The 17,834-nt window shown below is 60.9% G+C and carries 18 protein-coding genes; 12 read left to right on the top strand and 6 right to left on the bottom strand.

The annotated features are described in order from the left end of the window. Positions 1-66 precede the first annotated feature (66 nt). Complete coding sequence (locus ACJ8MK_RS11245; RefSeq protein ID WP_442517750.1) at positions 67-2,307, top strand: TonB-dependent receptor domain-containing protein; 2,241 nt, start codon at positions 67-69, stop codon at positions 2,305-2,307. Positions 2,308-2,337: 30 nt separating this feature from the next. Here ACJ8MK_RS11245 and ACJ8MK_RS11240 read toward each other — a convergent pair whose 3' ends face one another. From ACJ8MK_RS11240 to amiA, 3 genes are all read right to left on the bottom strand, one after another. Next, positions 2,338-2,793: a YaiI/YqxD family protein gene (locus ACJ8MK_RS11240; RefSeq protein WP_004936514.1), complete on the bottom strand. Its 456-nt coding sequence runs from the start codon at positions 2,791-2,793 to the stop codon at positions 2,338-2,340. Next, positions 2,793-3,713 carry an oxygen-dependent coproporphyrinogen oxidase gene (hemF, locus tag ACJ8MK_RS11235; RefSeq protein ID WP_047571066.1) on the bottom strand — a complete coding sequence of 307 codons (921 nt, stop codon included), beginning with the start codon at positions 3,711-3,713 and terminating at the stop codon, positions 2,793-2,795. The genes ACJ8MK_RS11240 and hemF overlap by 1 nt, the downstream gene beginning before the upstream one ends. 65 nt (positions 3,714-3,778) lie before the next feature. Further along, positions 3,779-4,660, bottom strand: coding sequence for an N-acetylmuramoyl-L-alanine amidase AmiA (amiA, locus tag ACJ8MK_RS11230; protein WP_033654993.1), 882 nt, complete (start codon positions 4,658-4,660; stop codon positions 3,779-3,781). 204 nt (positions 4,661-4,864) lie between these two features. On the opposite strand from amiA, the gene ACJ8MK_RS11225 reads away from it, so the two are divergent. Further along, complete coding sequence (locus tag ACJ8MK_RS11225; protein WP_004936504.1) at positions 4,865-5,290, top strand: GNAT family acetyltransferase; 426 nt, start codon at positions 4,865-4,867, stop codon at positions 5,288-5,290. Between the two features lie 42 nt (positions 5,291-5,332). Here the strand turns inward: ACJ8MK_RS11225 and ACJ8MK_RS11220 are convergent, their stop codons facing one another. After that, positions 5,333-5,731: a YgiW/YdeI family stress tolerance OB fold protein gene (locus tag ACJ8MK_RS11220; RefSeq protein WP_004936500.1), complete on the bottom strand. Its 399-nt coding sequence runs from the start codon at positions 5,729-5,731 to the stop codon at positions 5,333-5,335. A 178-nt stretch (positions 5,732-5,909) separates the two neighbouring features. On the opposite strand from ACJ8MK_RS11220, the gene ACJ8MK_RS11215 reads away from it, so the two are divergent. The 10 genes from ACJ8MK_RS11215 to ACJ8MK_RS11170 all read left to right on the top strand — a co-directional run bounded on the left by ACJ8MK_RS11215 (position 5,910) and on the right by ACJ8MK_RS11170 (position 15,448). Beyond that, positions 5,910-6,374, top strand: a complete 465-nt coding sequence (locus ACJ8MK_RS11215) for a DUF2919 domain-containing protein (protein ID WP_041036188.1) — start codon at positions 5,910-5,912, stop codon at positions 6,372-6,374. A 156-nt stretch (positions 6,375-6,530) separates the two neighbouring features. Beyond that, the gene (locus ACJ8MK_RS11210; RefSeq protein ID WP_033635465.1) at positions 6,531-7,118 is read left to right on the top strand and encodes an RpoE-regulated lipoprotein; all 588 of its coding nucleotides are present in this window, start codon (positions 6,531-6,533) and stop codon (positions 7,116-7,118) included. A gap of 181 nt (positions 7,119-7,299) precedes the next feature. After that, a complete protein-coding gene (locus ACJ8MK_RS11205; protein ID WP_033649846.1) occupies positions 7,300-8,199 on the top strand; it encodes a Dyp-type peroxidase in 900 nt (299 codons plus the stop codon). A gap of 200 nt (positions 8,200-8,399) precedes the next feature. Further along, positions 8,400-9,422, top strand: a complete 1,023-nt coding sequence (locus ACJ8MK_RS11200) for a sulfate ABC transporter substrate-binding protein (RefSeq protein WP_033635463.1) — start codon at positions 8,400-8,402, stop codon at positions 9,420-9,422. Next, positions 9,423-10,262 (top strand): sulfate/thiosulfate ABC transporter permease CysT, encoded by an 840-nt coding sequence (cysT, locus tag ACJ8MK_RS11195; RefSeq protein WP_019453852.1) that lies wholly within the window; start codon positions 9,423-9,425, stop codon positions 10,260-10,262. Beyond that, positions 10,262-11,137: a sulfate/thiosulfate ABC transporter permease CysW gene (gene cysW, locus ACJ8MK_RS11190; protein ID WP_033635461.1), complete on the top strand. Its 876-nt coding sequence runs from the start codon at positions 10,262-10,264 to the stop codon at positions 11,135-11,137. Before cysT ends, cysW begins: the two co-directional genes overlap by 1 nt. Then, positions 11,127-12,215, top strand: coding sequence for a sulfate/thiosulfate ABC transporter ATP-binding protein CysA (gene cysA / locus ACJ8MK_RS11185; protein ID WP_033635460.1), 1,089 nt, complete (start codon positions 11,127-11,129; stop codon positions 12,213-12,215). Before cysW ends, cysA begins: the two co-directional genes overlap by 11 nt. Before the next feature lie 81 nt (positions 12,216-12,296). Then, a complete protein-coding gene (gene cysM, locus ACJ8MK_RS11180) occupies positions 12,297-13,178 on the top strand; it encodes a cysteine synthase CysM (protein WP_033638551.1) in 882 nt (293 codons plus the stop codon). Positions 13,179-13,435: 257 nt separating this feature from the next. Beyond that, the gene (locus tag ACJ8MK_RS11175; protein WP_033635459.1) at positions 13,436-14,116 is read left to right on the top strand and encodes a response regulator transcription factor; all 681 of its coding nucleotides are present in this window, start codon (positions 13,436-13,438) and stop codon (positions 14,114-14,116) included. A gap of 6 nt (positions 14,117-14,122) precedes the next feature. Then, complete coding sequence (locus ACJ8MK_RS11170) at positions 14,123-15,448, top strand: ATP-binding protein (RefSeq protein WP_060424422.1); 1,326 nt, start codon at positions 14,123-14,125, stop codon at positions 15,446-15,448. Positions 15,449-15,523: 75 nt separating this feature from the next. Here the strand turns inward: ACJ8MK_RS11170 and crr are convergent, their stop codons facing one another. Together crr and ptsI are read right to left on the bottom strand one after the other, a co-directional pair. Beyond that, the gene (crr, locus tag ACJ8MK_RS11165) at positions 15,524-16,033 is read right to left on the bottom strand and encodes a PTS glucose transporter subunit IIA (RefSeq protein ID WP_004936467.1); all 510 of its coding nucleotides are present in this window, start codon (positions 16,031-16,033) and stop codon (positions 15,524-15,526) included. 49 nt (positions 16,034-16,082) lie between these two features. Beyond that, the gene (gene ptsI, locus ACJ8MK_RS11160) at positions 16,083-17,810 is read right to left on the bottom strand and encodes a phosphoenolpyruvate-protein phosphotransferase PtsI (protein ID WP_004936461.1); all 1,728 of its coding nucleotides are present in this window, start codon (positions 17,808-17,810) and stop codon (positions 16,083-16,085) included. Positions 17,811-17,834: the final 24 nt, after the last annotated feature.

Genomic DNA, 17,834 nt, shown 5'->3' with positions numbered 1-17,834 from the left:
GCTTTCGGCGGGCTTTTTGCTGGGCATTGTCGGCCATCAAACCTTATTGGCTATTTCTGGGGATATATGAAAATCAAAATGATAGCGAGCCTGATCGGCGCGGGACTGGCGCTGTACGGGCAGGCTGCGGCCGCGCAGGAACAGGCGGAAAATAATAAAGGCAGCGTGGCGTTCAGCCCGCTGAACGTCTCGGCCGCCGACAGCGGCAAAAGCAGCGAAAAAGACGCGCTGGCCCGGCCGGGCGCGTTCAGCTCGCGCGACGAAAACAAGAATCTGGAGTCGGTGGACAGCATTCTGCGCAGCATGCCGGGCACCTATACCCAGATCGATCCCGGCCAGGGATCGGTCAGCGTCAATATCCGCGGCCTGAGCGGCTTTGGCCGGGTCAACACCATGGTCGACGGCATCACGCAAAACTACTACGGCAACTCGCCGAGCGACGCAGCGCACGGGGGATTGCCCACCAGCCAGTTCGGGGCGCTGATCGATCCTAACTTTATCGTCGGCGTCGACGTGGCGCGCGGCAATGCCACCGGCTCCGCTGGGGTGAACGCCCTGGCGGGCAGCGCCAACTTCCGCACTATCGGCGTGGACGACGTAGTATTTTCCGATAACCCGTTCGGCGTGCGCACCAAATTCTCGGTGGGCAATAACGGCATCGGCCGCAGCGGCATGATCGCCGTGGGCGCCAAAACCGCCGCCTTTGCCGACGGCGGCAGCCTGGGAGCGATGGCGGCCATCAGCGGCAGCTCCATCACCTCCAACTACAAAAACGGCGCCGGTTTCGACAGCGAGGTGTTCAACGTCGATAAAACCTATCGTCAGAACCCGAAATCCCAGCTGTTCAAGGTGGACATCAAGCCGGATGCCTTCAACAGCATCGAACTGTCGGCGCGCAGCTACCAGAATAAAATCACCCGCCGCCACATCGACAGCGACGATTTTTACCTTAAATATCACTACGCGCCGTTCTCGGAACTGATCGATTTCAACCTGACCGCCAGCACCAGCCGCGGCAAACAGCAATTTATGTCCGACAACATGGCGGGATTCAGCGACAGCACGGCGAAAAACATCTCCGATGCGCTGGATATCAACAACACCAGCCGTTTCAGCCTGCAGGATGTCGATTTCGCCTTCAGCTACGGCGGCAAGCTGGTGCGCAACGAGTATAAGAAAAAGGCCTCCGGTTTGGTGACGGATGACAATCAGGCGGAAAGCATGCCGGTGGGCATTGCCGGCAAACAAGATATCTCCAGCCTGTACAGTGGGTTGCAGGCCAACTACGGCATCTGGCAGGGGAATTTCGATCTGAACTACACCGCCTATCGCCTCTCCGGCTATAAGCCGGCCTGTGACGAACGTGTAGAGTGCTTCCCGCAGGGCGCCAGCAATATCACTCGCAATGAACAGGGTTTCAATCCGTCGGTCATGCTGTCGGCGCAGGTGACGCCGTGGCTGCAGCCGTTCGTCAGCTACAGCAAGTCGATGCGCGGGCCGAATATCCAGGAGGTGTTCTTCGCCAACAGCGGCGGCCAGTCGATGAACCCGTTCCTGAAAGGCGAAAAAGCGGAGACCTGGCAGGGCGGTTTCAACGCCAATGCCCACGATCTGTTGTTCAAGCAGGACAGCTTCCAACTGAAAGCGGTCTATTTCGAAACCAGGATCAAAAACTACATATCCAGCCAAACCTACCTGGTGTGTAAAAACCGCCAGAAATGCAACCGTTCGCAGGCGACGCAGGAAGAGTGGGATAACGCGGACGTCAACGTCAGCATGACCATGTACAGCAACGCCCCAGAACCGGTCAAAATGCGCGGGGTGGAGCTCGAAGCGCTGTACGACGCCGGTTTCGCCTTTACCAAGCTGTCGTTAAGCAAGGAGCATACCTCCCAGCCGACCAACCAGGCCAGCAACGTGTTCGGCGCGGGTGATGTCAGCGAACTGCCGGAATTCTACTTCACGCTGGACAGCGGGGTGCGCCTGCTGGACGAGACATTGACGCTGGGCGGGGTGGTGAAATACACCGGCAAGTCGGTGCGCCTGTCGCCTGATTCCACTCTCGATGAAAACGAACAGTTGATGAAGGAGCCGGCGCCGCATATTCCGACCATTATCGATCTGTACGGCACCTATCAGGTGAATCGCAATCTGCTGCTGAAGCTCAGCGTGCAAAACTTGATGGACAAGGACTACTCGGACGCGCTGAACAAGATGAATTCGCTGCCGTCGCAGTCACAAGATTTCACGCCGACCAACACCGCCCGTGGGCGGACTTATATCTTCGGGGGGGAGTTGCGCTTCTAAACCGCAGCAGAGCAGGGCGCAGTTCATTCATCACTGCGCCCGCTTTGCTTGCAGCAGCCATTTGTCCAGCTCGTTGGCGAACTGCTGGCGGTCGCGCTGGTTCAGCGCGTTCGGGCCGCCGGTCTGGATGCCGCTGGCGCGCAGGGTATCCATAAAATCGCGCATGTTGAGGCGCTCGCGGATGGTGTCCGGCGTATAGCGCTCGCCGCGCGGGTTCAGCGCCACCGCGCCTTTCTCTATCACCTCCGCCGCCAGCGGGATATCGGCGGTGATCACCAGATCGCCCGCTTCGCAGCGGCGCACGATCTCGTTGTCGGCCACGTCGAAGCCGGCCGCCACCTGCAGTGAACGGATGTACTTCGACGGCGGTGTGCGCAATGGCTGGTTCGCCACCAGCGTTACGGTGATGGCGGTACGATCGGCGGCGCGGAACAGCACCTCTTTGATCACGTTCGGACAGGCGTCTGCATCGACCCAAATCTGCATCATTTCGGCTCCTGCAGCCAGTCGCGCACCGGCAGGAAATCGCGCGCCAGCGCCGCTTCCGGGCTATCGGCGTCCGGCTGGTAGTTATATTCCCAACGCACCAACGGCGGCATCGACATCAGAATGGACTCGGTGCGCCCGCCGGTTTGCAGCCCGAACAGCGTGCCGCGATCCCATACCAGGTTGAACTCCACATAGCGGCCGCGGCGATACAGCTGGAACTGACGCTCGCGCTCGCCCCAGGTCAAGGCCTTGCGTTTTTCCACGATCGGCAGATAGGCGTCGAGGAAGCCCTGGCCCACCGCGCGGGTGAAGGCGAAGCAGTGGTCGAAGTCCGGGGTGTTCAGATCGTCATAGAACAGGCCGCCGATGCCGCGCGCTTCGTTGCGGTGCTTGATGAAGAAGTAATCGTCGCACCACTGTTTGTATTTGGGGTAGACCTCGTCGCCGAACGGCGCGCACAGCTCGGCCGCGGTGCGGTGCCAATGCACGGCATCCTCTGCGAAACCGTAGAACGGCGTCAGATCAAAGCCGCCGCCGAACCACCACACCGGCGCCTCGCCCGGCTTTTCGGCGATGAAGAAGCGCACGTTGGCGTGGCTGGTGGGCACGTAGGGGCTGAGCGGGTGGATAACCAATGAGACGCCCATCGCCTGGAAGCTGCGCCCGGCCAGCTCCGGCCGGTGCGCGGTCGCCGAGGCCGGCAGGGTGGCGCCGGAGACGTGCGAGAAGTTGACCCCCGCCTGTTCGAACACCGCGCCGTTGGTCAACACGCGGCTGCGGCCACCGCCGCCTTCTTCACGCGTCCATTGGTCTTCGGTGAACGCGGCGCCGCCGTCGGCCTGGGCGAGCTGCGCGCAGATGTGATCCTGCAGCGCCAGCAGGAAGGATTTTACTTCAGCGATGTTAGGTAAACTCATGCGGGGTCTTTATAGCGTCTGGCTGAACAAGGCGCTGAGTATACTCTTATTCGCCGCCCGCGGCATCAGCGGGGTTTGCGTTGGTGGGCGTCGAAGTAGTCGAAGAAGTTAACGATGCCGTCCGCGATGGCGCGGGCAATCTTCTCGCGAAACGCGGTGGTGCCCAGCAGCCGCTCTTCGTTCGGGTTGGTGATGAACGAGGTTTCCACCAGCACCGAGGGAATGGACGGCGATTTCAACACCGCAAACGCCGCCTGTTCGGTGCTGTCGCTGTGCAGGTGGTGTACTGGGCGGATCTGGCCGAGCACGTGGCGGCCGAGCGTCAGGCTGTTGTTGATGGTGTCGGTTTGCACCAGATCGAACAGCACCTGCTGCAGGTAGTTGTCCTGATCCTTGTATTTGCCGCCCGCCACGTCGTCGGCGGCGTTTTCACGGTTGGACAGGTAGCGCGCCATGGCGCTGCTGGCGCCGCGGTTGGACAGGGCGAACACCGAAGCGCCGGAGGCCGACGGGCTGGTAAAGCCGTCGGCGTGAATCGAAATGAACAGGTCGGCCTGGTGCTGGTGGGCGATCTCCACCCGCTGGAACAGCGGAATGAACTCGTCTTCTTCACGCGTCAGGCGCGCCTCGACGTGATCGCGCTCATGCAGGAAACGGCGCACGTGGTTGGCGATTTCCAGCACGATGTGTTTTTCCTGCGAGCCTTCGTGGCCGACCGCGCCGGAGTCGATGCCGCCGTGGCCGGGATCGATCATCACCAGCTTCTTGGCTCCGGCCGGTTTCGCCGCCGGCTTGCTGTGCTGATTGCGCAGCAGGCCTTCCGCCCTGGCGCGTTGGCTTTTCACGCCGAGCAGCGCCACCGCCAGGCCGGAAAGCAAAAGTTGGCGTCGCGTCGGAGAAACGGCAAGCGGTTTAAAATTGAGGAAGGGTTTACCCTGCTTTTTCATTACGCAACGCTCCGTCGACGTTTCTATTTTGCGACGTTATATCGTATTGATAATCATTAATCGACCCGATAACTATTTCCATTTATTACGCCTGTTACCGGCGATTTCTGGGCAAATAGCGCGGTAAATCGCAGTTTGATATTGCGTAAGTGAATAATCACGCGATAATCAGATAAACACCTTAATTAACAGCGGCCAACATCGATGGAAATTCGCGTATTTCGACAAGACGACTTTGAAGAAGTCATTACCCTGTGGGAGCGCTGCGATCTGCTGCGGCCCTGGAACGATCCGGAAATGGACATCGAGCGCAAGCTGAACCACGATCCGGAGCTGTTCCTGGTGGCGGAAGTCGGCGGCGAAGTGGTCGGTTCGGTGATGGGCGGCTATGACGGCCACCGCGGCTCGGCGTATTACCTCGGGGTGCATCCCGACTATCGCGGGCGCGGCATCGCCAATGCGTTGATCAACCGTCTGGAGAAGAAGTTGATCGCCCGTGGCTGCCCGAAAATCCAGATTATGGTGCGCGAAGACAACGACACGGTGGTCGAGATGTACGAGAAGCTCGGCTACGAGATCCAGGGCATCACCAGCCTGGGCAAGCGGTTGATCGAAGATCAGGAATATTGAGCGGGCGGCGGGCGGCGGCGTTGCACCGCCCGCCGCAGTGCATTACGGCAGCTTTTTGACGGTTTTCACGTCCACTTCGACGCTGCTCCAGTCTTTATCCACTTTGCCTTCCAACTGCACCTTGTCTTTCGGCGTAACGGTTTGGCCGTTCCAGCGCTTGCGATCGATTTCGACCGTCAGCGTGCCGGTGGCATCGCGGAAGGTATAGGTGTCGTCGCCGATGCGCTGCTCGATATTGCCCTGCAGCATCACCCAGGTGTCATCGCTCAGCGATTTCACCTTGTCCACGGTGGTCAGCGCCGCGCTGGGGCCGGAGAAACCGCCCTGAGGAGCGGGTTGCGTTTGGGCCTGCGGCGCGGCCGGATCGAGGAACCCGCCTTGTTGCGCCAGTACCGGTGCGCTGCACAGCGCGATCAGAGCGGCCAGAGTCAGTTTTTTCATGTTGCGCTTCCTTATCATCGTTATCGAAAATCACATCCCGCTGATATCGGGCTGCTTGTTAAGTGCTAACGATTAAAACACACCGATCTTAAGAGCTTCTTAAGCCGACGCATTGAAATTCCCGCCGCCGGCGCCCATCTGTAGCCATAGTCTTTATTCTGTTGGCAAGGAACGATCGTTGAAGCCATTCTCACCCCGGTTTTCCCCGGACGATTACGACCAGCACGGCGCGCTGCGGCTGCCGCTGGGATTTTGGGCCGTGTTGATTTTGCAGGCGCGCACCTGGCTGCTGTTCGTGATGGCCGGCGCTTCGCGCGAGCAGGGCGAAAGCTTGCTGGCGCTATTTTATCCGGATACCCAACGTTTTTGGTACGGCATGCTGCTCGGCCTGCCGGCGGCGCTGGCGTTTTTGCTGAGCGGCCGCCGCCACCAATGGCCGCGGCTGTGGCGCGGCTGGCGCTGGGGGCTGGCTGTCTCCCTGCTGGCGTCGCTCGGCGGCTCGCTGTTCAGCCTGTGGCGCCAGGACGGCGATGCGCCGGGGCTGGAACTGGCGTTGGCGCTGCTCGATGCGCTGGCGCTAAGCTATCTGTTGCTGAATGCGCGCCTGAAAGCCTGCTTTGCGCCGGCGGAGCACGCCGACTAATTGCCGAGAAGTGCGGCACTTTTCGCATTTTCCGCACTCCAAGCTGGCAACCGTTGGCGTAGTGCGGGCCGTTGTGAGAGGCTGGCACGCAGCAAAATGCCGAGTGCGGCGGGGGCGGATTACCGCCCCGTGCCATTGATGTTTAAGGAGCTAGAGATGAATATTCGCCCCCTGCTGTTAGGGCTTCCGCTGTTACTGACCGGCTGTTCGAGCATGTCCAATTTCTCCTGGTCCAGCCTGTCGCCGTTCAACTGGTTCGGCAGCAGCCTGGAGGTCGGCGCCAAGGGCGTCGGCAAGCTCAACGCCGGCACGCCGATGTCGGAAAGCGCCATCAACGATGGGCTGGACGGCAACTACCGCCTACGCGGCGGCATGGCGACCAGCAACGGCCAGATCGTCTCTTATTACCAGGCGCTGTCCGGCGACGAGGTGAAGCTGGTGATCACCGGCGAACCGAAAGGGCGCCTGCAGCGGGTAGACGTGCTGGATCCGCAAGTGGCGACGGAGTGGGGCAACAAGCTCGGCACGCCGTTCGGCGACATGTACAGCAAGGCGTTCGGTTCCTGTAAACCGGGCAGCGGCGAAGACGCCGGTAAAGTGGAGTGCGTGGCGGAGCAGAGCAAGTACGTCACCTACATCTTCAGCGGCAAGTGGGCCGGGGCGCAGGATATCATCCCGCCGGACGACACTCTGAAAAGCTGGACGGTCAGCAAAATCATCTGGCACGCCAAGCCGCAGCAGTAACGCGTTCAACGGGCGTCGGTTCGCGGCGCCTGTCTTTTCAAGCCATTACCCCTATTTTCTTTGCGCTGCTGCAAGGCAATCGCCCGTGCTTGCGGTATGATAGCGCGCGTTTGTAACAGGGAACCCGCGCGTCAACCGCCATACCTTACCTGTTGCCGGATTCTGTATTGAGGATAACAACATGACACAGGTTCAGAGCGGCATTCTGCTGGAGCACTGCCGTTTCGCCATTTTTATGGAAGCCAGCGTACAGGGCGAGTTCGCCGACTTGCGCCAGGGCTGCAAGCAGTTTTGTCAGACGCTGAGCGAGCTGCAGCAGCAGTTCCCCGATGCGCGCCTCGGCGCGGTGATCGCTTTCGGCTACGATGTTTGGCACGATCTCTCCAGCGGCCAGGGCGCGCAAGAGCTGAAGCCGTTCACGCCGCTCGGCAAAGGGCTGGCGCCGGCCACCCAGCGCGATATGCTGATCCACATCCAGTCGCTGCGTCATGACGTCAACTTCACGCTGGCGCAGGCCGCGCTGGCGGCGTTTGGCAACGCCATCAAGATCGAAGAAGAAACCCACGGTTTCCGCTGGGTGGAAGAGCGCGATTTGAGCGGCTTTATCGACGGCACCGAAAATCCGCAGGGCGAGCAGCGCCCGGCAGTGGCGACGATCGCCGAAGGCGAAGAGGACGCAGGCGGTAGCTACGTGCTGGTGCAGCGCTACGAGCACAACCTGCGCCAGTGGCAGCGCTTTACCACCGAACAACAGGAACAGATTATCGGCCGCACCAAGCACGACAGCGAAGAGCTGCCGGCCGATCAGCGCCCGGATACCTCGCACGTCAGCCGCGTCGATCTGAAAGAGAACGGCAAAGGCCTGAAAATTTTGCGCCAGAGCCTGCCTTACGGCACCGCCAGCGGTAAGCACGGCCTGTTCTTCATCGCGTATTGCGCGCGCCTGCACAATATCGAGCAGCAGCTGCTGAGCATGTTCGGCGATCTGGACGGCAAACGCGACGCGATGCTGCGTTTCAGCCGTGCAGTGACCGGCAGCTACTACTTCGCGCCATCGCTGACTCGCCTGCTGTCACTTTGACGCCGTTGCCGAAGCCGGCTCGCCCGGCTTCGGTCCGTTTTCCCGCCCCAAAGCGCCTCGCATTCCCTGCCTTATAGCGTTTGATGCTTGTAAATCACTAAACGGTATATAAAAGCGTTACAGCTCCGCACCGAGTTATAAATACACTGGTCGTCAATAAGGCGAAAGCCTGAAGGAATGACTCAGTGATAAGGTGCAGAATGAAACAAAACCGGGTTAAAAATCTCGTGCTGAAAGGTTGGCTGGCGGCTGCACTGTTGGCGAGCGGCGCCGCGTCGGCGGCGGAATTGCTGAACAGCTCTTATGACGTTTCCCGTGAATTGTTCGTCGCGCTGAATCCCGGCTTTGAACAGCAGTGGAATCAACAGCATCCGAACGATAAGCTGACCATCAAACAATCGCATGCCGGTTCCTCCAAGCAGGCGCTGGCGATCCTGCAGGGCCTGCGCGCCGACGTGGTGACGTACAACCAGGTCACCGACGTGCAAATCCTGCACGATCGCGGGCAGCTGATCCCGGCGGACTGGCAGGCGCGCCTGCCGAACAACAGTTCGCCGTTCTACTCCACCATGGCGTTTCTGGTGCGCAAGGACAACCCGAAGGGCATCCACACCTGGAACGATCTGGTGCGCGACGACGTGAAGCTGGTGTTCCCGAACCCGAAAACCTCCGGCAACGGCCGTTACACCTATCTGGCCGCCTGGGGCGCCGCCAGCCAGGCCGACGGCAACGACGCGGCCAAGACCCGCGCCTTCATGACCCGCTTCCTGAAAAACGTGCTGGTGTTCGATACCGGCGGCCGCGGCGCGACCACCACCTTCGTCGAGCGCGGCTTGGGCGACGTGCTGATCAGCTTCGAGTCCGAAGTGAACAACATCCGCAAGCAGTACGGTGAAGACAAGTACGAAGTGATCGTGCCGCCGGTCGATATTCTGGCGGAGTTCCCGGTGGCCTGGATCGACAAAAACGTCGAGCGCAACGGCACCGAACAGGCGGCCAAAGCCTATCTGAACTATCTCTACAGCCCGGCGGCGCAGCAGGTGATCACCAGCTTCTACTACCGCGTGTACGACCAGAAAGCGATGGCGGCGGCGAAGGGGCAATTCCCGGATACCCAACTGTTCCGCGTGGAAGATCAATTCGGCGGCTGGCCGCAGGTGATGAAAACCCACTTCGCCACCGGCGGCGAGCTGGATCAGCTGTTAGCGGCAGGGCGCAAGTAAATGTTGGCGTTGTCGTCCAGTAAGCGTGTGCTGCCCGGATTTGGCCTCAGCCTCGGCAGCAGCCTGTTTTATACCTGTTTGATCCTGCTGCTGCCGCTCACCGCGCTGGTGATGCAGCTGGCGCAGATGAGCCTGGCGCAATACTGGGAAGTGATTTCCAACCCGCAGGTGGTGGCGGCGTATAAAGTGACGCTGCTGGCGGCCGGCGTCGCCAGCCTGTTCAACGCGGTGTTCGGTATGCTGATGGCCTGGATCCTGACGCGCTACCGTTTTCCCGGCCGCTCGCTGCTGGATGGCCTGATCGATCTGCCGTTCGCGCTGCCGACCGCGGTGGCCGGCCTGACGCTGGCGGGGCTGTTTTCCACCACCGGCTGGTACGGTCAGTGGCTGGCGCACTTCGACATCAAGGTCACCTTTACCTGGCTTGGGATCGCGGTAGCGATGGCGTTCACCAGCCTGCCGTTTGTGGTGCGCACCGTGCAGCCGGTTCTGGAAGAGCTGGGGCCGGAATACGAAGAGGCGGCCGAGACGCTGGGCGCCACGCGCTGGCAGAGCTTCCGCCGCGTGGTATTGCCCGAGGTGGCGCCGGCGCTGCTGGCCGGCACCGCCATTTCCTTTACCCGCAGCCTGGGCGAGTTTGGCGCGGTGATTTTCATCGCCGGCAATATCGCCTGGAAGACGGAAGTGACCTCGCTGATGATTTTTGTGCGTTTACAGGAGTTCGATTATCCGGCGGCCAGCGCCATCGCCTCGGTGATCCTGGCGGCGTCGCTGCTGCTGCTGTTCAGCATTAACGTCTTGCAAAGCCGCTTCGGCAGACGCTTGGGAGGAGGGCACTGATGGCTGATGTTTCCGCCTTCAACGGCGCCGAGCGCCCGCGCGTCAACTGGGGCAAGTGGACGCTGATCGCCATCGGTGCGCTGTTCTCGGTGCTGCTGCTGGTGGTGCCGATGATATCGATTTTCGCCGAGGCCTTTTCCAAAGGATTCGGCGCGATGTGGAGCAACTTGCTCGATCCGGACATGCTGCACGCCATTTGGCTGACGGTGTTGATCGCGCTGATCACCGTGCCGTTCAACCTGGTGTTCGGCACGTTGCTGGCGTGGCTGGTGACGCGCTTCACTTTCCCCGGCCGCCAGCTGCTGCTGACGCTGATCGATATCCCGTTCGCCGTTTCACCGGTGGTGGCGGGGCTGATTTACCTGCTGTTTTATGGCAGCAACGGCCTGCTGGGCGGCTGGCTGGATGCGCATAACATCCAGATCATGTTCTCCTGGCCGGGCATGGTGCTGGTGACCATTTTCGTCACCTGCCCCTTCGTGGTGCGCGAGCTGGTGCCGATGATGCTCAGCCAGGGCAGCCAGGAAGACGAGGCCGCCATTCTGCTGGGGGCGTCCGGCTGGCAAATGTTCCGCCGCGTGACGCTGCCCAACATTCGCTGGGCGCTGCTGTATGGCGTGGTGCTGACCAACGCGCGCGCCATCGGCGAGTTCGGCGCGGTGTCGGTGGTGTCCGGTTCGATTCGCGGCGAAACCTACAGCTTGCCGCTGCAGGTCGAGCTGTTGCAGCAGGATTACAACACCGTCGGCTCCTTTACCGCCGCCGCCCTGTTGACCCTGATGGCGATCGTTACCCTATTTTTGAAGAGCGCGCTGCAGTGGCGTCTGGAACGTCAAAACGCGCGTCTCGAGCGGGAGGAAAATCATGAGCATTGAGATTAACGGCATCAACAAGTACTTCGGTCGCACCAAGGTATTGAACGATATCTCGCTCGATATTGCTTCCGGTGAGATGGTGGCTCTGCTCGGGCCGTCCGGTTCAGGCAAGACCACGCTGCTGCGCATTATCGCCGGGCTGGAAAGCCAGAGCGGCGGCAAGCTGGGCTTCCACGGCACTGACGTCAGCCACATGCACGCGCGCGACAGGCGCGTGGGCTTCGTATTTCAGCACTATGCGCTGTTCCGCCATATGACGGTGTTCGACAACATCGCCTTCGGCCTGACCGTGCTGCCGCGTCGCGAGCGGCCGAACGCCGCGGCGATCAAACAGAAAGTCACCCAGCTGCTGGAAATGGTGCAGCTGGCCCACCTGGCCAACCGCTATCCGTCGCAGCTGTCCGGCGGCCAGAAACAGCGCGTGGCGTTGGCGCGCGCCCTGGCGGTGGAACCGCAAATTCTGCTGCTGGACGAACCGTTCGGCGCGTTGGATGCGCAGGTGCGCAAAGAGCTGCGCCGCTGGCTGCGTCAGCTGCACGAAGAGCTGAAGTTCACCAGCGTGTTCGTCACCCACGATCAGGAAGAGGCGATGGAAGTGGCCGACCGCATCGTGGTGATGAGCCAGGGCAATATCGAACAGGTAGGCTCGCCGGAAGAGATCATGCGCGAACCGGCCAGCCGCTTCGTGCTGGAGTTCATGGGGGAAGTGAACCGCCTGAACGGCGAGATCCGCGGCTCCCAGCTGTTCGTCGGCGCGCACCAGTGGCCGCTGTCGTTCCAGCCGATGCACCAGGGCAGCGTCGATCTGTTCCTGCGCCCGTGGGAAATGGAAGTGGCGACCGAAAGCAGCGAGCGCTGCCCGCTGCCGGTGCAGGTGCTGGAAGTCAGCCCGCGTGGCCACTTCTGGCAGTTGACGGTGCAGCCAATCGGCTGGCATCAGGAGCCGATCGGCGTGGTGTTGCCGGAAGGCAACCCAACCCCGGTGCGCGGCGGCCGTTATTACGTCGGCAGCCTCAATGCGCGGCTGTATGCCGGCGATCAACTGCTGCAACCTGTTGCGTTAGCCAAAAGCGCCTGATAGGTTTTAGCTGCCCTTTTATTCAAGGCAACCCCCGGGTTGCCTTTTTACTTTACGCACACCAACACACAGGCAAAGATCGTGACAACGCTCGAACAATGCATCGGGAATACCCCGCTGGTACAACTGCAACGGCTGGCCGCCCAGGCGGGCAGCGAGGTATGGGTCAAACTGGAAGGCAATAACCCGGCGGGCTCGGTGAAGGATCGCGCTGCGTTGGCGATGATCCAGCAGGCGGAGCTGCGCGGCGAGATCAAGCCCGGTGACGTGCTGATCGAGGCCACCAGCGGCAACACCGGCATTGCGCTGGCGATGATCGCCGCGCTCAAAGGCTATACGCTGAAGCTGCTGATGCCGGAGAACATGAGCCTGGAGCGGCAGGCGGCGATGCGTGCCTACGGCGCCGAGCTGATCCTGGTCAGCCGTGAGCAGGGAATGGAAGGAGCGCGCGATCTGGCGCTGGAGATGCAGCGCCAGGGGCAGGGCAAGGTGCTGGACCAGTTCAACAACCTCGACAACCCCTACGCCCACTTCACCACCACTGGCCCGGAGATCTGGCGCCAGACCGAAGGGCGCATCACCCACTTTGTTTCCAGCATGGGCACCACCGGCACCATTACCGGCGTAGGCGGTTACCTGAAGAGCCAGAATCCGCAGGTGCAGATCATCGGCCTGCAGCCGGCGGAAGGCAGCAGCATCCCCGGCATTCGCCGTTGGGCGCCCGCTTACCTGCCGGGCATTTTCCGCCCGGAGCTGGTGGATCAGGTGCTGGATATCGAGCAGCGCGATGCCGAGCAGACCATGCGCCAGCTGGCGCAGCGTGAAGGCATCTTCTGCGGCGTCAGCTCCGGCGGCGCGGTGGCCGGTGCCCTGCGCGTCGCGGCGGCCCACCCCGGCAGCGTCGTGGTGGCGATCGTCTGCGATCGCGGTGACCGTTACCTCTCCACCGGCGTGTTCGACTGAATGTGCCCTCCCGGCGGCGCGTTCCGCCGGGAAACCCCTTCGCACTTCCCTTTTGACCGACGGCATATCCGCCCCGCCAGCATGGCGGCTGGCGCCTGCCTGCATGCCAATGCCCTGACAGAAGTAGAGAAATCGCGCGACAGCAGCCACACTAACGGTGGCGAGACGCGAACCGCGATGTGTAAGGATTGAGTAAAACCGGCTGCGGGCCGGCGGAATTGGCGGGAAAATAACGAAAATCGGTGAAGGAGCAAGGCATGAAAATTTTACTGGTCGACGATGACCTGGAGCTTGGCACCATGCTGAGCGAATACCTGACGGGCGAAGGCTTCGACGCCACGCTGGTGCTGACCGGCAAGGCGGGAGTAGAGGGCGCGCTGTCGGGCGACTATACCGCGATGATCCTCGATATCATGCTGCCGGACATGAGCGGCATCGACGTGCTGCGCGACGTGCGTAAAAAGAGCCGGCTGCCGATCATCATGCTGACCGCCAAAGGCGACAACATCGATCGGGTGATTGGCCTGGAGATGGGCGCCGACGATTACATGCCCAAGCCGTGCTACCCGCGCGAACTGGTGGCGCGTCTGCGCGCGGTGCTGCGCCGGTTCGAAGAGCGGCCGCAGGAGGCGGACGACGAGGCCGCCATCAGCTTCGGCGAGCTGACGCTGAACCCTTCAACCCGCAGCAGCGAATGGCGCGGCAAGGCGTTTGATCTGACCGCTTCGGAATTCAATCTGCTGGAGCTGTTGCTGCGCGCGCCGGATCGCGTGGTGTCGAAGGACGAACTGTCCGAGAAGGGGCTGGGGCGCCCGCGCGAGGCCTATGACCGCAGCGTGGACGTGCACATCAGCAATATCCGCCAGAAGCTGAGCGCGTTGGCTGGCAGTAAGCTCATTATCGAGACGGTGCGCAGCATCGGCTATCGCATTCGGTAACCTGATATGCGCGGAAGACTGTTCTGGAAAATTTTGCTCGGCTTTTGGCTGACTTTCCTCATCATGACGCAGGCGCTGTGGGTGGCGTTTTCTCTCTATGGCGATCGCTATGTGCCGCCGGAGAACGCCATGGCGCGGCGGGTGATCGGCCTGCAGCTGACCTCTGCCGCCACCCAGTTGCGCAGCGGTGGCATGCCGGCGCTGGAAGCCCTGATGCGCGATTGGCCCGAGGACGACAGGCGTTTGCTGTCGGTGACGCCGATGACCCAACCGCCGCCGCCCGCGCCGGAAGAACCGGCGTTTGAAGGGCGGCGGATGCCGAAAGAGATCTCTGCCTGGGTGCAGACCGGGGAAGGGCAGGGATACTGGCTGAGTTATAACGTGCGTGCGTTGCGGGAAGAGTATCGGCCGGAGCGGCGTTCCCACTTCTTCAACATTCCTGCGCCGATGCTGTGGGTCGGCGGGCTGGGCGGTTTGCTGTTCAGCGCCGTACTGGCCTGGAACCTGACCCGGCCGATGCGTCAGCTGCGCGGCGGCCTGGATCGGGTGGCGCAGGGCGATCTCTCGGTGCGGCTGTTCCCGAAGATGCGGCGCCGCCATGACGAGCTGTCCGACGTGGCGCGCGATTTCGACACCATGGCCGAGCGGCTGGAGCTGCTGGTTAGCGCCCGCGAGCAGCTGTTGCACGACGTTTCGCATGAGCTGCGTTCGCCGCTGGCGCGCCTGCAGCTGGCGATCGGTCTGGCGCGGCAGAATGCCGGCAATGTCGAAACCTCGCTCAAGCGCATCGAACACGAGTCGGGGCGGCTGGACAAAATGATCGGCGAGCTGCTGGCGTTGTCGCGTACCGAACACAGCAGCCTGCCGGACGAAGAGTATTTCGATCTCTATGGGTTAGTGGACGCGGTGGTGAGCGATGCGCGCTACGAGGCGCAGGTGCCCGGCGTGGATATCGTGCTGCAGGCCGAATCGGACGTGGAGTACACCGTCAAGGGCAATGCGGAGCTGATGCGGCGTGCGGTGGACAACATCGTGCGCAATGCGCTGCGCTTTTCCAGCCACGGCCAGCGGGTGACGGTAGCGCTGACGCGCGTCGATAACCAGTTCCAGATCGCCGTCAGCGATCAGGGGCCGGGGGTCGAGGAGGCGAAGCTGTCGAGCATCTTCGATCCGTTCGTGCGCGTGAAGTCGGCGCTGTCGGGCAAGGGTTACGGCCTGGGGCTGGCGATTACCCGCAAGGTGGTGCTGGCGCACGGCGGCCAGGTTGAGGCGCGCAACGGCGATAAAGAGGGGCTGGTCATTACCCTGCGCATCCCGCGCTGGCCGTCATAACGTAGCGAAATCGGGATACGACGAAGGGGATAAAAAAAACGGCGCCGAGGGCGCCGTTTTCTTGCTCATTCGCGATTACTTCTTGATGCGGATGATCGGGGTTTCGCCAACGGTCACGCTGCCGGACAGTTTGATCAGCTCTTTGATCTCGTCCATGTTAGAGATAACGACCGGCGTCAGGGTAGACTTGGCTTTCTCTTCCAGCAGTGGCAGGTTGAACTCGATAACCACGTCACCTTTCTTGACGCGCTGGCCTTCTTCGGCGATGCGTTTGAAGCCTTCGCCTTTCAGTTCTACGGTATCGATGCCGAAGTGGACGAACAGCTCAATGCCGCTGTCGGATTCGATAGAGAATGCATGGTTGGTTTCGAAAATCTTGCCGATGGTGCCGTCAACCGGAGCAACCATTTTGTTGCCGGCCGGTTTGATGGCGATACCGTCGCCAACGATTTTTTCAGCGAACACTACGTCCGGCACATCTTCGATATTGACGATTTCGCCAGAAAGGGGAGCGACGATCTCGATAGTGCCCGTGTCTTTCTTGTCATCAGAAACCAGAGATTTCAGTTTATCGAACAAACCCATGATCTTCTCCTAAGCATTAAATTGGGCGGCGTTCCAGTGTCGTGGAAGTTTAGCAGAGCGTTTTTTCTTCGATGAATTTATTGACGCAATTCATCAGGTCTTGTGCCGTTGGCTGTGCCAAGGCCTGCGCTGCCAACGCCTTCACATCTTCGAAATTCGTGTTACGAATAATTTTCTTGATGCGCGGGATTGAAATCGCACTCATGCTGAACTCATCCAGCCCCATGCCCAATAACAACAGTGTAGCACGCTCATCGCCAGCCAGTTCGCCGCACATGCCGGTCCACTTGCCTTCCGCGTGAGATGCATCAATAACCTGTTTGATCAGGCCTAGCACTGATGGGGACATCGGGTTATAGAGATGAGAAATCAGCTCGTTGCCGCGATCTACCGCCAGAGTATACTGGGTTAGATCGTTTGTCCCAATACTAAAGAAGTCGACTTCTTTCGCCAGGTGGTGAGCGATGACCGCCGCAGCCGGTGTTTCCACCATCACGCCCACTTCGATGCTCTCGTCAAACGCCTTGCCTTCTTCGCGCAGCTGCGCCTTCAGCGTCTCGATTTCGCCTTTCAGATCGCGCACTTCCTCCACGGAGATGATCATCGGGAACATGATGCGCAGTTTGCCGAACGCCGAGGCGCGCAGGATGGCGCGCAGCTGGGCGTGCAGGATTTCACGGCGGTCCATCGCGATGCGGATGGCGCGCCAGCCGAGGAACGGGTTCTCTTCCTTCGGCAGATTCATGTACGGCAGGTCTTTGTCGCCGCCGATGTCCATGGTGCGGACGATCACGGCCTGCGAGCCCATGGCTTCCGCCACGGCTTTATAAGCCTGGAACTGCTCGTCTTCGGTCGGCAGCGAGTCGCGGTCCATGAACAGGAATTCGGTACGATACAGGCCGACGCCTTCCGCGCCGTTGCGCTCTGCACCCGCGACGTCGCGCACGGTGCCGATGTTGGCGCAGACTTCAACCTGATGGCCGTCCAGCGTAATCGCCGGCAGGTCCTTCAGCTTGGCCAGATCGTTTTTCTCGGTGATGTATTGGTTCTGGGCGGCTTTCAGCTGATCGATAACGTCAGCGGTCGGGTTAACGTAAATCTGGTTGTTAACCGCATCCAGAATCAGGTAGTCGTCGTTCTTCACCTGCTTGGTCACGTCGCTGGTGCCGACGATCGCCGGCAGCTCCAGGGAGCGCGCCATGATAGAGGTGTGGGAAGTCCGGCCGCCGAGATCGGTAATGAAGCCCAGCACTTTGTCCAGGTTCAGCTGCGCGGTCTCGGACGGGGTCAGATCGGTGGCCACCAGGATCACTTCGTCCTGAATGGAGCCCAGATCGACGATCGGCATGCCCAGAATGTTCTGCAGCAGGCGCTTGCCGATGTCGCGCACGTCGGCGGCGCGTTCTTTCAGGTACTCGTCGTCCAGCTCTTCCAGCGCTTTCGCCTGACCTTCGATCACGGTGTAGGCGGCGGCGTCTGCGGAGGCCAGATCGTCTTTGATTAGGGCTATGATTTCCTGCTCAAGCTCTTCGTCTTCCAGCAACATGATGTGGCCTTCGAAGATAGCTTCCTTCTCTTCGCCGAAGGTTTCGCCAGCTTTGGTCTTGATCGCTTCCAGCTGTTCGGACGCTTTCGCGCGGCCGGCCAGAAAACGCGAGACTTCCTGCTCTACTTGATCAGCAGAGATTTTCTTCCGGTTGATGACGATGTCGTCTTCTTTCAGCAAGAGAGCCTTACCAAAAGCGATGCCCGGTGATACTAAAATGCCTGAAATCATAACCCTACCTTACTCTTGACTGGT

The organism is Serratia sp. CY38905, from assembly GCF_052168875.1.
Lineage (GTDB): Bacteria > Pseudomonadota > Gammaproteobacteria > Enterobacterales > Enterobacteriaceae > Serratia > Serratia sarumanii.
The sequence above is the reverse complement of the archived record's forward strand: the minus strand, read 5'-3'. Positions and strand labels throughout refer to the sequence as shown.